The organism is Frondihabitans sp. PAMC 28766 (assembly GCF_001577365.1).
In the GTDB taxonomy this organism is placed as follows: domain Bacteria; phylum Actinomycetota; class Actinomycetes; order Actinomycetales; family Microbacteriaceae; genus Frondihabitans.
In genome coordinates, this window is the sequence record NZ_CP014513.1 from 598,178 (window position 1) to 612,016 (window position 13,839).

Annotated in this window: 11 protein-coding genes and 2 pseudogenes; 7 read left to right on the top strand and 6 right to left on the bottom strand. The window is 68.4% G+C overall.

Annotation, left to right across the window (positions count from 1 at the left end; translation table 11 throughout):
• Nucleotides 1–79: 79 nt before the first annotated feature.
• The gene (locus AX769_RS02905; RefSeq protein ID WP_066275774.1) at nt 80–1,000 is read left to right on the top strand and encodes an ABC transporter ATP-binding protein; all 921 of its coding nucleotides are present in this window, start codon (nt 80–82) and stop codon (nt 998–1,000) included.
• Complete coding sequence (locus AX769_RS02910) at nt 997–1,731, top strand: ABC transporter permease (protein ID WP_066275777.1); 735 nt, start codon at nt 997–999, stop codon at nt 1,729–1,731. Before AX769_RS02905 ends, AX769_RS02910 begins: the two co-directional genes overlap by 4 nt.
• 66 nt (nt 1,732–1,797) lie before the next feature.
• Here AX769_RS02910 and AX769_RS02915 read toward each other — a convergent pair whose 3' ends face one another.
• The 4 genes and pseudogenes from AX769_RS02915 to hisC all read right to left on the bottom strand — a co-directional run bounded on the left by AX769_RS02915 (nt 1,798) and on the right by hisC (nt 6,467).
• The gene (locus AX769_RS02915; RefSeq protein WP_066275779.1) at nt 1,798–3,147 is read right to left on the bottom strand and encodes a dihydrolipoamide acetyltransferase family protein; all 1,350 of its coding nucleotides are present in this window, start codon (nt 3,145–3,147) and stop codon (nt 1,798–1,800) included.
• A gap of 20 nt (nt 3,148–3,167) precedes the next feature.
• Nucleotides 3,168–4,090 (bottom strand): annotated as a pseudogene (locus tag AX769_RS22820) (alpha-ketoacid dehydrogenase subunit beta).
• A 95-nt stretch (nt 4,091–4,185) separates the two neighbouring features.
• On the bottom strand, nt 4,186–5,367 hold the full coding sequence (gene pdhA / locus AX769_RS02930) for a pyruvate dehydrogenase (acetyl-transferring) E1 component subunit alpha (protein ID WP_082763440.1): 1,182 nt from the start codon (nt 5,365–5,367) through the stop codon (nt 4,186–4,188).
• A 35-nt stretch (nt 5,368–5,402) separates the two neighbouring features.
• Nucleotides 5,403–6,467, bottom strand: a complete 1,065-nt coding sequence (hisC, locus tag AX769_RS02935; RefSeq protein WP_066275784.1) for a histidinol-phosphate transaminase — start codon at nt 6,465–6,467, stop codon at nt 5,403–5,405.
• 53 nt (nt 6,468–6,520) lie between these two features.
• Between hisC and AX769_RS02940 the strand changes: the two genes are divergently transcribed.
• The 3 genes and pseudogenes from AX769_RS02940 (at nt 6,521) to purB (ending at nt 8,951) form a co-directional block, all read left to right on the top strand.
• Nucleotides 6,521–6,925, top strand: coding sequence for a phage holin family protein (locus tag AX769_RS02940; RefSeq protein WP_066275786.1), 405 nt, complete (start codon nt 6,521–6,523; stop codon nt 6,923–6,925).
• Between the two features lie 117 nt (nt 6,926–7,042).
• Nucleotides 7,043–7,503, top strand: a pseudogene (locus AX769_RS02945) (low molecular weight protein-tyrosine-phosphatase).
• Nucleotides 7,500–8,951 carry an adenylosuccinate lyase gene (gene purB, locus AX769_RS02950; protein ID WP_082763441.1) on the top strand — a complete coding sequence of 484 codons (1,452 nt, stop codon included), beginning with the start codon at nt 7,500–7,502 and terminating at the stop codon, nt 8,949–8,951. The pseudogene AX769_RS02945 and the gene purB overlap by 4 nt, the downstream one beginning before the upstream one ends.
• A gap of 128 nt (nt 8,952–9,079) precedes the next feature.
• On the opposite strand, the gene AX769_RS24995 is transcribed toward purB, so the two are convergent.
• Both AX769_RS24995 and AX769_RS02960 read right to left on the bottom strand, forming a co-directional pair.
• A complete protein-coding gene (locus AX769_RS24995; RefSeq protein WP_082763442.1) occupies nt 9,080–9,385 on the bottom strand; it encodes a hypothetical protein in 306 nt (101 codons plus the stop codon).
• The gene (locus tag AX769_RS02960) at nt 9,382–10,047 is read right to left on the bottom strand and encodes a DUF308 domain-containing protein (RefSeq protein WP_066275789.1); all 666 of its coding nucleotides are present in this window, start codon (nt 10,045–10,047) and stop codon (nt 9,382–9,384) included. The genes AX769_RS24995 and AX769_RS02960 overlap by 4 nt, the downstream gene beginning before the upstream one ends.
• 256 nt (nt 10,048–10,303) lie before the next feature.
• On the opposite strand from AX769_RS02960, the gene AX769_RS02965 reads away from it, so the two are divergent.
• Both AX769_RS02965 and AX769_RS02970 read left to right on the top strand, forming a co-directional pair.
• Nucleotides 10,304–11,482 (top strand): acyl-CoA desaturase, encoded by a 1,179-nt coding sequence (locus AX769_RS02965; RefSeq protein WP_082763443.1) that lies wholly within the window; start codon nt 10,304–10,306, stop codon nt 11,480–11,482.
• Nucleotides 11,483–11,697: 215 nt separating this feature from the next.
• Entirely contained in the window at nt 11,698–13,815 is a 2,118-nt protein-coding gene (locus tag AX769_RS02970) for a discoidin domain-containing protein (protein WP_204249304.1), read from the top strand.
• Nucleotides 13,816–13,839 lie beyond the last annotated feature (24 nt).

Genomic DNA, 13,839 nt, shown 5'->3' on the forward strand with positions numbered 1-13,839 from the left:
TGGATAGGCGTACTGAGGTACCAATCGGTCAGAACCATGGCATGCTGTGTGACATATCGTGGCGACATACGTTCGATTCATGATCGAAGCCACCAATCTGACCAAGTCCTACGCGTCGACCGTGGCCGTCGACTCGATCTCGTTCCGCGCGGAGCCGGGTATCGTCACCGGGTTCCTCGGCCCGAACGGCGCCGGCAAGTCGACGACGATGCGGATGCTCGTCGGGCTCGACAAGCCGACGTCGGGCCGGATAACGGTGGACGGCCGTGAGTACCGCGAGCATGCGGCGCCACTGCACGAGGTCTCGGCTCTTCTCGATGCAAAGGCCGTGCACCCGCAGCGGTCGGCGCGCGATCACCTCCGCATCCTGGCTCGCACCCATGGCATCACTGACCGCCGGGTCGACGAGGTGCTCGACTTCGCCGGGCTGACCCGCGTCGCGAGGAAGCGTGTCGGCGGCTTCTCTCTCGGCATGGGCCAGCGCGTGGGCATCGCAGCCGCACTCCTCGCCGACCCGAAGGTGCTCGTGCTCGACGAGCCGGTGAACGGCCTCGATCCGGAGGGCGTGACCTGGATCCGCGACCTCCTTCGGCACCTCGCCGGCGAAGGCCGGACGGTGCTGCTGTCGAGCCACCTGATGGCAGAGATGGCGCAGACGGCCGACCGCGTGATCGTGCTCGGCAAGGGCAGGATCGTAAAAGACGCGAGCCTCGACGAGATCGTTCACGGCTCGAAGGCGGCCACCACTCGCGTACGCAGCACCGACCTCGACCGGCTGGTGCCGGCGCTTCAGGCGCTTGGCGCCTCGGTGACTCGACCCGAGCCCGAGACGGCTCTCGTCGGGGGCCCCACGCCCCAGCAGATCGCGGCCATCGCCCTCGAGACGCGGGCAGCGATCTTCGAGATCGCTGCCGTCGAGACAACCCTCGAAGAGGCCTTCTTCGACCTCACCCACGACTCCGTCGAATATCGCACCCCGACCGAATGGACCTCCCAATGAGAACCATCAGCCTCACCCCGCTTCAGCCAGCGCCCCGACCGAGCCACAGGGGCATCGTACGGTCCGAGCTGCTCAAGCTGACGAGTCTTCGCAGCGTCCGCCTCGCCTTCCTCGTCGCCGTGGTGACCGGTGTCGTGGGCGCCGTCGTGCAGGCAGGCGATCACCCCGGCCTGTCCTCCGCGGCGCTCGGCTCGGGCGTCTTCAGCTCGGCGGTCATCGCCGTGATCGGGGCGATCGCCGGGTCGTCGGAATACGCGACCAGGACCGTCCAGCCGAGCCTGATGGCGGTGCCCAACCGGCTCGTGTTCGTGGCCGCGAAGGCAGGCGTGATGGCCGCTGTGGGCGCGATCCTATCGGTGGTGTGCGCCGTGCTGGGTCTCGTCGTCACGGGCGTTGGCGTGTCCGCCGCCGCGGCGGTCGCGCTGCTCGGCTGCGCCGTCTTCGGTGCAGCCAGCGGGGCGTTCGCTGTTTTCTTCTCGCTGGTCGTGCGCAGTGCGGCCGGCAGCGTGGCGGGGATCCTCGGCCTCACGGTGCTGCTGCCCGGCCTCGTCGGCGGCGTGAAGATCGGCTCCGATCTGTGGGCGACCGACTTCACCATGTCCGAGGCCGGCGGTGGGCTCGCCTTGGCGACCGACGGGACCATGTGGCTGGGCGGCGCAGCCGTCCTGGTCGTCTGGCTCGCCGTCGGTGCGATCGCCGCCACGCTCCGGATCACGCGCAGCGACGCGTGACAGGCGGCGGGGGCCAGGCCGTGCCTCTTAGGTCGCCACGGGCCGTGGTGAAGTGAGAGAGACGGCTTAGTCGAGCAGCAGCGCCGGCTCTTCCATGACACTCGCGATGTCGGCGACGAAGCGCGAGGCGACGTCGCCGTCGACGACCCGGTGGTCGAACGAGGCACCGATGGTGGTGACCATGCGCGGGCGCACCTCGCCGTCGACGACCCAGGCCTTCTGCTTGATGGTGCCGAGCGCCACGATGGCGACCTCGCCGTCGTTGAGGATCGGCGTGCCGGTGTCCATGCCGAAGACGCCGATGTTGGTGATCGTGATCGTGCCCGAGGCGGTGTCGGCGGGCTGGGTCTTGCCGTCGCGGGCGGTGAGCGTCAGCTGCTCGAGCGCCTGAGCCAGCTCGAGGAGGCTCATCGACTGGGCCTCCTTGAGGTTCGGCACGATGAGCCCGCGGGGCGTTGCAGCGGCGATGCCGAGGTTGACGAAGTGCCTGACCAGGATCTCCTCGTCGGTCCACTCCGAATTGACGGTGGGGTTGCGACGCACGGCCCAGATCACGGCCTTCGCCATGATGAGGAGCGGCGACACCTTGACCCCGGCGAACTGCGCAGAGCTCTTCAGCCGCGCGACGAACTCCATCGTGCGGGTGGCGTCGACGTCGACGAAGAGGCTGACGTGCGGGGCCGTGAAGGCGCTCGACACCATTGCCGTGGCGATCGCCTTTCGCACGCCCTTGACCGGGATGCGCTCGATCCGCTCATCGCCCCACTCGGGTGTCTCGATGTTGTGGAAGACGCTCGCCTGGCGAGCGTGCCGGATCACGTCGTCCCGGGTGGTCTCGCCGGCGAGGCCGGTCGGCTCGACGACGGCGAGGTCGACGCCGAGGTCTTTGGCGAGCTTGCGGATCGGCGGCTTCACGACGACGGGCTGCGCGGAGGCGGCCGGCACGCTGGCCGGGCGGCGGCGTTTCTCTTCGGCGACGCGCTGCACTCGGGCGTCGGCTTCGCCCTTCGAGACGCGACGGCGACGCGTGGCGAGGTGGGCGCCCGTGATCCCGTAGCCGACGAGCACGGCGCCGGACTCTTCGTCTTCGAGGAGGGCCGTGGACGAAGCCGGGTCTTCGGCCTCGAGGACGTCGTCGGCTGGGGTGCGCGGCACCTCGCCGCACGAGACGGTGATGATGGCCGCGCCGACGTCGACGGTCTGGCCGACCTCGACCAGGATCTCGCCGACCACGCCGGCGAACGGCGACGGCAGCTCGACGAGCGACTTGGCGGTCTCGATCTCGACGATCACCTGGTTCAGCACGATGGTGTCGCCGGGCGCGACCTTCCACTCGACGATCTCGGCCTCGGTGAGGCCCTCTCCGACATCGGGGAGGTGGAAGACGCTGTCGGCGACGGGTGTGACGGTGGTCATGGGTGCTCCTCGGGCCGGGGCTAGTAGGCGAGCGCGCGGTCGACGGCCTCGAGCACGCGGTCCGCGTCGGGCAGGTAGTCGGACTCCAGCTTGGCTGGGGGAAGGGGGTGTCGAAGGCCGAGACTCGCAGCACGGGGGCTTCGAGCGAGTAGAAGGCCTTCTCGGCGACGGTGGCGGCGATCTCGGAGCCGACCGACACGGATCCTGGTGCCTCTTGCGCCACCACGAGACGGCCGGTCTTGCGGACGGATTCGAGGATCGGGCCGTAGTCGACCGGCGAGAGCGAGCGGAGGTCGACGACCTCGATCGAGATGCCCTCGTCGGCGGCGATCTCGGCAGCCTGCAGCAGCACGCCGACCATCGCCCCGTGGCCGAGCACGGTGACCTCGGTGCCGAGACGCACCACGCGGCTCGCGTGCAGCGGCACGCCGGCAGCGCGGAAGTCGACGGGGCCCTTCGGCCAGTACCGGCTCTTCGGCTCGAAGAACATCACCGGGTCGTCCGACCGGATCGCCTCCTGGATCATCCAATAGGCGTCGTGCGGGGTCGACGGGCTCACCGACCGGAGACCGGCGGTGTGCGCGAAGTAGGCCTCGGGGCTCTCCTGGTGGTGCTCGACGGCGCCGATGTGACCGCCGTAGGGCACCCGGATCACGACGGGCATCGCCTGCCGGCCCTCGTGCCGGTTCTGCAGCTTGGCCAGCTGCGACGTGATCTGGTCGAAGCCGGGGAAGATGAAGCCGTCGAACTGGATCTCGCAGACGGGCCGGAAGCCGTGCATGGCCAGGCCGATCGCGGTGCCGACGATGCCCGACTCGGCCAGGGGCGTGTCGATCACGCGGCGGCGACCGAACTCGGTCTGCAGCCCCTCGGTGACGCGGAAGACGCCCCCGAGCGTGCCGATGTCCTCGCCCATGAGCAGCACTCGCGGGTCGTCGAGCATCGCCTGGCGCAGGCCCGCGTTGATCGCGCGACCGAGCGGCAGGATCTCAGTGCCGGGCGCTTCCGCCTCGACCAGGGGTGTCTCGATGATGTCGGTCATGCGTGCCCTCCGAACGAGGCCTCGTAGTCGGCGAACCACTGCTTCTGCTCGTCGATGCGCGGGTGGGGCTCGGAGTAGACATGGTCGAACATGAGGTCGGCCGACGGCTTCTCGAGAGCCAGGGTGCGCTTGCGGACGTCTTCGGCCAGGTCGCAGGCCTCGTCGTCGAGCTCGGCGAAGAAGGCGTCGCTCTCGCCGCGCGAGCGGAGATACTTCTCGAACCGGACGATCGGGTCGCGTGCGATCCACGACTGCAGCTCGTCGTCGGTGCGGTACTTGGTGGGATCGTCGGACGTCGTGTGCGCGCCGATCCGGTAGGTCAGAGCCTCGATGAAGCGCGGGCCGCCGCCGGATCGCGCCGCGTCGAGGTCGCGCTTCGAGACCGCGTAGCTCGCGAGCACGTCGTTGCCGTCGATCTGCGTCGACGGGATGCCGAAGCCCTCGCCGCGCAGATAGAGCGGGGTACGCGACTGCGTCGTGACGGGCACAGAGATCGCCCAGTGGTTGTTCTGGAGGAAGAACACCTGCGGGGTCTGGAAGCTCGCTGCGAAGACGAGCGCCTCACTGACGTCGCCTTGGCTGGTGGCGCCGTCGCCGAAGTAGGTGATGACCGCGCGATCCTGCTCGGAGTCGCCCGTGGCCTGTTCGCCGTCGAGCACCATGCCCATGGCGTAGCCGGTCGCGTGCAGGGTCTGCGAGCCGATCACCAGGGTGTAGAGGTGGAAGTTCTGGTGCTCTGCCGGGTCCCAGCCGCCGTGCGTCGTGCCGCGCAGGAGGCGGATCACGTCGACGGGGTCGATGCCCCGGGCGATGCCGACCGCGTGCTCGCGGTAGGAGGGGAAGATGTGGTCGTTCGGGCGGAGGGCGTGGGCGGAGCCGACCTGAGCGGCCTCCTGCCCGTGGCTCGGAACCCAGAGGGCGAGCTGGCCCTGGCGCTGGAGGTTGCCGGCCTCGTCGTCGAAACGTCTCGTGACGACCATGTCACGGTGGAGACGACGAAGGGCGTCGTCGTCGAGGGCGTCGATGAGGGGCATCAGCTCGTCGGCGGCGTCGCTCGGCTGGACGACACCGTCGGGGTCGAGAATGCGGACCGCAGGGGGAGCGTGGCCCGGGGCGGACCAGGTGGTCGGCGCGGCCGGGCTGAACGGCTGGTCGGGCACCTTTTCATGCGAAGACATGCGGAAGAGCCTATAGGCGGGGTACGCGCGGTGCCCTAGAGGGTGCGGACAACCTCCTGGGCGGCACCTAGGAGTTTGTCGACAGAAGCCGTCTCGCCGATCGAGATGCGCAGACCCTCCGGGGCGAATGCGCGCACGATGATGCCCGCCTTCTCGAAGACCTCGGCCGCGTGAGCCGTCTGGTCGCCTGTCGGCAGCCAGATGAAGTTGGCCTGCGAGCGCGGCAGCTGCCAGCCCTGGTCGGCCAGGGCCTGCCAGACGCGGTCGCGCAGTCGGGTGATGCGCCCGACGCGTTCGAGCAGTTCGTCTTCGTGCTCGAGCGACGCGATGGCGGCCTGCTGGCCGATGCCGGTCACCGACAGCGGGATCGCCGTCGAGCGTGCGGCGTCCAGCACGTAGGCCGGGCCGATCGCGTAGCCGACCCGGAGGCCCGCGAGGCCGTACGCCTTCGAGAACGTGCGCAGCACGACGAGGTTGGGGTGACGCTCGAGCAGCGACTCGCCGTTGACGGCGTCGGGGTCGGTGACGAACTCGACGTAGGCCTCGTCGAGCAGCACGAGCACGGTCTCGGGGACCTTCGCCATGAAGGTCTCGAACTCGTGGGTGGTGACGATCTCACCGGTCGGGTTGTTGGGCGAGCAGACCACCACGATGCGCGTGCGCTCGGTGATCGACGCAGCCATGGCGTCGAGGTCGTGGCCGCCGTCGGGCCGGTTCGGCACCTGGATGCTGTCGGCACCGGTCACGGTGACGAGACCCGGGTACGCCTCGAAGGACCGCCACGAGTACACGACCTCGTCGCCCGGCTTCGCGGCTGCCAGGAACAGCTGCGACAGGATCGCGACGGAGCCGGCCCCCACGTGCACCTCGTCGGCGGTCACGCCGAAACGCTCGGCCAGCACGCGCCTCAGCTCGACCGCCGCCGCGTCGGGGTAGCGGTTGACCTGCAGCGAGTCCCGCAGCACGTCGAGCACCGCGGGCAGCGGGTCGAAGGGGTTCTCGTTCGACGACAGCTTGAAGGCGGAAGGATCGGCCTGACGACCCTGACGGTAGGGCGGAAGTGCGGCGATCTCAGGGCGGAGGCGGACAGGAGCGGACACATCTCAAGCCTACGGGCTACCGGGCGACGCCCGCGGTGGGCATAGTGGTGCGCATGCGTTTCTTCGTGAGGCTGGTCATCAACGCCGTGGCCCTCTGGTTCACCACCTACATCGTGCACGGTATCCACGTGAAATCGTTCGGCGACGGGTCGATCGTGCCGACCGTGCTGACCTATCTTCTCGTCGCCTTCATCTTCGGCATCGTCAACGGCATCGTCGGCACCGTCATCAAAGTCGTCGCCTTCCCCCTTTACATCCTGACCCTCGGGCTGATCTCGTTCGTGATCAACGGGATCCTGCTGATCGTCGTGGCCTGGATCTCGGGGCTGATCGGATTCGGGCTCACCGTCGACAATCTCGGCTGGGGCATCGTCGGGGCGCTGGTACTGGCGATCCTGGGCTGGCTCATCGGCATCGTGCTGCGCCCGCTCTTCGGCAACGTGCGCGCTCGGGCCTGACCGCAGATGGCGTTCCCCGACGACGACTTCGACGACACCGCGGCGCTGGGGCCTCAACCCGCTCCGCCGCTCTTCCGCATCGTGTTCGTCTGCACCGGCAACATCTGCCGGTCGCCGATGGCCGAAGTGGTCTTCCGCGCACGGGTCGCCGAGACGGGCTTCGCGGGGCGGGTCGTCGTGGGGTCGCGCGGCACCGGCGACTGGCACGTGGGCGAGCATGCCGACTCGCGCACGATCGAGGCGCTCTCGCGCCGCGGGTACGATGGTTCGAGGCACCGGGCGAAGCAGTTCGAGGCCGCGGACTTCGGTGACCACGACCTCGTGGTGGCCTTCGATCGCGGCCAGGAGCGCATCCTCAAGGCGTGGCGCCCACCGAGACCGACCGGTCGAAAGTGCAGCTGCTGCTGAGCTTCGATCGCGACGGTCAGGCGAAACGGGCCGGCGACGGCACCGACGTGCCCGACCCCTATTACTCCGATGCCGCCATGTTCGAGGCCGTCCTCGACATGGTCGAGCACGCCTCGACGGCGCTCTTCCGGCAGATCGAACCAGCACTACGACAAGGGTCCCACCAATGAGCCTCCCCGCTGCGCCTCTCCCCAACGCACCTCTCCCCACTGCGCCTCTCCCCTCTGCGCCTCTCCCCTCTGCGCCTCTCCCCCCTCAGCCTCTCTCACCCCTCGACGGCCGCTACCGCCCCGCGGTCGAAGGGCTGACTGCCTTCCTCAGCGAGGCCGGGCTCAACCGGGCCCGCGTACACGTCGAGGTCGAGTGGCTCATCGATCAGACCGACCGCTCTTTCGCAGGATCCGCACCGCTCACCGAGGCGCAGAAGGCCGCGCTCCGTGCCGTGGTCGCCGACTTCGGACAGAAGGACATCGACGAGCTCGCCGTGTTCGAGGCCACCACCCGCCACGACGTGAAGGCCGTCGAGTACTACGTGCGAGCCCGCCTCGCCGAGCTCGGCCTCGACGGCGTCGCCGAGCTGACCCACTTCGCGGCGACGAGCGAAGACATCAACAACCTCTCGTACGCGCTCACCGTCAAGCAGGCGCTCTTCGAGGTGTGGCTGCCGCGGTTCGACGGCGTCGTCGCGCTCTTCTCCTCCCTGGCCTCCTCCGAGGCGGCGACGCCGATGCTGTCGCACACGCACGGGCAACCGGCGACGCCGACCACGGTCGGCAAGGAGTTCGCGGTCTACGCGTATCGGCTCGGCCGCATCCGATCGCAGATCGCGACATCGGAGTTCCTCGGCAAGTTCTCGGGGGCCACCGGCACGTACTCGGCCCACCTCGCGGCGGCGCCCGATCTCGACTGGCCCACCGTCTCGCGATCCTTCGTCGAGGGTCTCGGCCTCACCTGGAACCCGCTGACCACTCAGATCGAGTCGCACGACTGGCAGGCCGAGCTGTACTCGCGCGTCGCCCACGCCAACCGCGTGCTCCACAACGTCGCCACCGACATCTGGACGTACATCTCGATGGGCTACATCACGCAGATCCCCGTGAAAGGCGCCACCGGGTCGTCGACGATGCCCCACAAGATCAACCCGATCCGGTTCGAGAACGCCGAGGCCAACCTCGAGATCTCGTCGGCGCTCTTCGCGTCGCTCGCCGAGACGCTCGTCACCTCGCGAATGCAGCGCGACCTCACCGACTCGTCGGCGCAGCGCAACATCGGCGTCGCCTTCGGCCACTCGCTGCTCGCTCTCGACAACATCGCGCGCGGCCTCGCCGAGATCTCGATCAACTCCGCGGCCATGGCCGCTGATCTCGACGGCAACTGGGAGGTGCTGGCCGAGGCGATCCAGACCGTCGTCCGCGCCGAGATCACCGCCGGGCGCTCGTCCATCAGCGACCCCTACGCGATGCTCAAAGAGTTGACCCGCGGGCACCGGGTCGGCCAGGCCGAGCTTGTCGCGTTCGTCGAGGGGCTCGACATCGGCGACGAGGCGAAGGCGCGGCTCGTGGCGCTCACGCCGGGCACGTACACGGGGCTTGCCGCCTCGCTCGTCCAATACCTGTAGCGCTCGCTGCGCCGGCAGGCGACGCGTCGCTGAGCACGGTGAGAGGCAAGGCGGAGGAGCCGGTTCATGGCGGAGCCCTCACCGGCGACGACGACGCCGCAGGTCGCCCCGCTCAGCGACGCGAGGGTCTAGTGGCCGCGGGGGAGGTCGCGCGGCGGTAGGTCGCCCTCGTCGGGGTCTTCGAGCAGTCCTTTGACGCGGCCGTTGGCGTCGGTGACCTCGGCCCGCTCGACGGAGTTGGGCTTGGAGGCGAGCGAGAGCATGGCGAGAACGACGAGGCCGACGATGAACGCGATGCCGAGGAAGATCGCAGACAGGACCGGCTGACGTGTCGACAGCAGCACGATCAGGCCCGTGAAGAGGCCGAACACGCCGGCCATGCCGAGCAGCTCCATCGGCCTCAGCCGCTCGTGCCTGGTGGGGTTGTCGGTCATGATCTGTGTGCTCCGTCGATGGGGGTGTCGCCTGGCGAGGCGGCCAGTGCGGCCTCAGGCGAGTTCGTCTGCCATTTGAGCGAGAGGCCCTGGATGACGAGGAACACGCCGACGAGGGCGCCGTAGGCCCCGACGATGCCCACGAGGATCGTGGACGAGGTGAGACTGCCGGGAACGTGCTCGATGCCGCCGAACGGCTTGTCGTAGTCGGTCGGCACGACGAGGTAGACGATGCCCAGCACCAGCGTGGTGCCGCCGAGCAGCATCCAGTCTCGCGCGAGCCCGGAGCGTCGACGGCGACGCAGACCTGCGAAGAGCTCGATGACACCGGCGATGACGGCCCAGCCGGTGACGAGTGCGACGAGCGTGGTGAGACCGAGGCCGTGGAAGATCAGGGCGAGCGCGCCGAAGACGACACCGACTGCGCCCTGCACGATGAAGAGCGTGCGGCTCGTCCGGTCGTCGAGCCAGCGGTATGAGCCGAGGCCCAGGAGGATGCCACCGGCGACGGTGGTCGCGCCGAAGACAGGCAGCCCGACCGCGGCCGAGTGGTTGTTCACGAACGTCGTGACCATACCGAGCACCAGGAAGGGGATCGCCCGGAGGACGGGGACGGGCCAGTACCGCGCGTCGGATGCCGCGTCGTGCTGAATTGCCGTCACGATTCTTCTCTCGGGGGTGTAAGGGACGATCGAGTTTACCTCGGGCTTTCCTGTGCCCTGGCCCGCGGTCGCTCGAACCCGAGGGGACTCTTCGCAGGATCGCGCGTGCGCGCGCGAGCCGGAAGGCTGAGAGTCCCGAACGGGGGTGGGTTTTTCTCTTCCGCTTCCCAGCGCCGTGCTCTACGTTGACGTCATCTGAACAAGAGCGTCTGCTCATCCCGGCGGCTGTGAAGTCGAACCCACCAGGGAGAGTCGCATGTCTGCAATTGACTCTGTCCCCCTTTCCATCGCACCCCTGGTCCCCGGGTCCTCACGAACCACCTCCACTTCGACGCCACGCGTCCGCAACAGTGCCGAGCTGCCCGCGGGCTTCCGCGGCACCACCTCGGGCGAGACGTCGAAGCCGACGAACACGTACAACGTGCTGCTCTCCCGCGTCCGCGAGGCCGGGCTGCTGAAGCGCCGCACCGGCTTCTACATCACCGTCTTCGTGATCGTCACCGCCTGCCTGGCCGCGGCCGTGACCGGCTCGTTCCTCATCGGCGACAGCTGGTTCCAGCTGCTGATCGCCGCCGGCATCGGCCTGATCTTCACGCAGTACGCCTTCCTGGCTCACGAGACCGCGCACCGCCAGGTGTTCGCCTCCGGCGCCCTGAGCGACCGCATCGGCCGCCTCCTCGCCGTCGGCGCCGTCGGCATGAGCTACTCGTGGTGGATGTCGAAGCACACCAAGCACCACGGCAACCCCAACACCATCGGGCGCGACACCGACATCGCCTTCGACACGGTGTCCTTCCTCGAGACCGACGCCGTCAAGCAGCGCGGCCTGATGCGCTGGTTCACTCAGCGCCAGGGCTACGCGTTCTTCCCGATCCTTCTGTTCGAAGGCGTGAACCTCCACGTCTCGTCGTACAAGACGATCTTCGGCAAGAAGAAGGTCGACAAACGCGCCTACGAGATCACTATGATCTCGATCCGCTTCGCGATCTACCTCGGCGTGATCTTCTACTTCCTCCCCCTCGGAATGGCGTTCGCCTTCATCGGCGTGCAGTTCGCGATCTTCGGCCTCTACATGGGCTCGGCGTTCGCGCCGAACCACATCGGCATGCCGATCATCCCCGAGAACAGCCGCGTCGACTTCCTGTCGAAGCAGGTGCTGACCAGCCGCAACGTCACCGGCGGCCGGGTCATGACCCTTGCGATGGGCGGCCTCGACTACCAGGTCGAACACCACCTCTTCCCCAACATGGCCCGCCCCAACCTGCGGAAGGCCCGCGTGCTCGTCCGCGAGCACTGCGCCGAGCAGAAGGTGCCCTACACCGAGACCAGCCTCTGGGGCGCGTTCGGCCACGTGATCAGCTACCTCAACAAGGTCGGGCTAGCCGCGCGCCAGCCGTTCGACTGCCCGATGGCGGGCGAGTACAGACCCCGCTAGACCACCCGCGACAGCAGGATCACGAGGACGCGCCCTTTCGAGGACGCGTCCTCTTTCGTTGCGAAATTCACGGCCAAGCCATAACGTATGCAGTGCCCGCTCACAGTGAAACGATTCATACGCATGGGACGGGCATCCACTGACGAGGACCGCTGCCGTTCCTTCCGTCGCACTGCTGCGGCCTCGCCTTCCCGTGAACTGGAGAACGGCAGACCGTGAGACCCTCCCGCAGAACAAGATCCCTCGCTGCGATCGCGATCGCCACGGCGGCCGTCGCCTCGCTCGGCATCGCCAACAGCGCCACGGGCGCCCCCACGACCGGCTCTGCGGCGTCCGCAGCCAAGTCAGCGCAGCCCTCCTGGGCCAAGTACGTCGTGGCGCCCACCTCGCGCGACGTCAAGCCCGTCAAGGTCCTGACCTCGACGCCCGGCGTGGCGAATCCGAAGGGCGCCCTCGGCGGTCACGGCGTCACCACGCTCACCCGCACGAAGCCGGCGACCCCGCCCACCTGGCCGAGCGGCACCACCGCGGTCGGATCATCCACCGCCGGCAGCAACACCGACAACGGCGTGCCCCGCACCTACTTCGCGGCGAACGCCGTCGACGGCGACACGACGACCTTTTGGAACGATGCAACGATCGGCGCCTACCCCGACTCGCTGACGCTGACGTCGCCGACGGCAGTCGACCTGCCGGGCGTCACCCTGCTGTCGAACAGCGACGGTGTGCCCCAGGACTACACGGTCGACGCGCTGGTGGCCGGATCCTGGTCGACCGTCGCCACCGTCACGGGCAACACCGACCTGCAGCACGCGGTCACGTTCGCCTCACCCGTCACGACCACCTCGATCAGGATCACGGTGACGAAAGACCAGTCGACGGGCAAGGGCGAGTACACGCGCATCGCCGAGGTCTACCCCGGCATCGTGCCGGCCGCCCAGGTGCCGAGCATCACACTCGACTTCGGCAAGGTCGTCGCGGGCTATCCCGAGATCCAGTTCGCCGGCGCCTCGGCCGGGCACCCCGGCATCAGAGTCGCGACGAGCGAGACGAAGCAGTACCTCACCGAGATCTCCGACTTCACCCGGTCGGACAACGGCGACACGATCACCCCCGGCACCGACCAGATCGCCGTGCCGACCGGCAAGTCGACCTGGAAGGACACGCACGGCTGCACCGACGGCACGAAGGTGTGCTCGGACGGCCTGCACGGCTTCCGCTACCTCAAGATCAGCCTGGACGCCCTCGCGTCCGACGCCCCCGACACTCAGGCGTTCGGCACGGTCAAGATCAGCGGCGTCTCGCTCGACTTCACGCCCTACCTCGGCACCGTGTCGAGCTACAAGGGCAACTTCGAGTCGTCGGACGCGACGCTGAACCAGTACTGGTACGACGCCTCGTACACGAACGAGCTCATCACCGACACCTTCCGCAGCGACGATGTCGACCCGCGCGGCGCCGACTCGCCGACGCTCGACGGCAAAGTCGTGCTGACCGACGGCGCCAAGCGCGACCGGGACCCGTACGTCGGCGACATCGCCGTCTCGGGCCGCACCGACTACCTCACGCACGCCGACGACGCTGCGGCCTCGAACGTTCTCGCCGACCTCGCCGATCACCAGCGCTCGGACGGCTGGATCCCGCCGGCATCCATCAACGACTACACGCTGCCACTGTTCGACTACCCGATGTACTGGGTCACGGCGAGCTGGGACTACGAGCTCTACAGCGGCGACTCGGCCTACGGCACCAAGTACTACCCCAACCTCGTCAAGCTGATGAACGACTGGTACCCCTCGGTGACCGATTCGAACGGGCTGCTCTCGAAGGGCCTGAACGGCACGTCGGGCTATGGCGACTACGCCTTCCTCGGCCGCACTGGCGAAGTGACGTACTACAACGCCCTCTACGTCGAGGCGCTGAAGGTCGATGGCCACGGCGACCGGCCATGCGGCCCAGGCGACCGCCTGGACGAAGCGCGCCGGCCTCGTGTCGAAGGCGATCAACGCGCACCTCTGGGATTCCGACGCGGGCGCCTACATCGACTCGGCCACCGGCGACGTGCGGCACGCACAGGACGGCAACGGCTGGGCAGTGCTCGCCGGGGTCGCCAGCCCCGAGCAGGCGTCACGCGCTCTCGGCTACCTGACCAACAACACGGAGACGCCGTACGGCAACTCCTTCATGGACAACGACACGCTCGTCTCGGACGGGACGAGCCGTGTCTACGCGTTCACGTCGTATCCCGAGATCCAGGCCCGGTTCTTGACCGGCCAGGCAGACTCGGCCATCGACGAAATCAAGCGGCTCTACGGGGCCATGGCGAACAGTGATCCTGGGACGACGTTCTGGGAGGG

Bases quoted from the DNA above. Each gene is read 5' to 3' on its own strand.
- AX769_RS02905 (WP_066275774.1), top strand. From the start codon at position 80: ATGATCGAAGCCACCAATCTGACCAAGTCCTACGCGTCGACCGTGGCC.
- AX769_RS02910 (WP_066275777.1), top strand. From the start codon at position 997: ATGAGAACCATCAGCCTCACCCCGCTTCAGCCAGCGCCCCGACCGAGC.
- AX769_RS02915 (WP_066275779.1), bottom strand. From the start codon at position 3,147: ATGACCACCGTCACACCCGTCGCCGACAGCGTCTTCCACCTCCCCGAT.
- pdhA (WP_082763440.1), bottom strand. From the start codon at position 5,367: ATGTCTTCGCATGAAAAGGTGCCCGACCAGCCGTTCAGCCCGGCCGCG.
- AX769_RS02940 (WP_066275786.1), top strand. From the start codon at position 6,521: ATGCGTTTCTTCGTGAGGCTGGTCATCAACGCCGTGGCCCTCTGGTTC.
- purB (WP_082763441.1), top strand. From the start codon at position 7,500: ATGAGCCTCCCCGCTGCGCCTCTCCCCAACGCACCTCTCCCCACTGCG.
- AX769_RS24995 (WP_082763442.1), bottom strand. From the start codon at position 9,385: ATGACCGACAACCCCACCAGGCACGAGCGGCTGAGGCCGATGGAGCTG.
- AX769_RS02965 (WP_082763443.1), top strand. From the start codon at position 10,304: ATGTCTGCAATTGACTCTGTCCCCCTTTCCATCGCACCCCTGGTCCCC.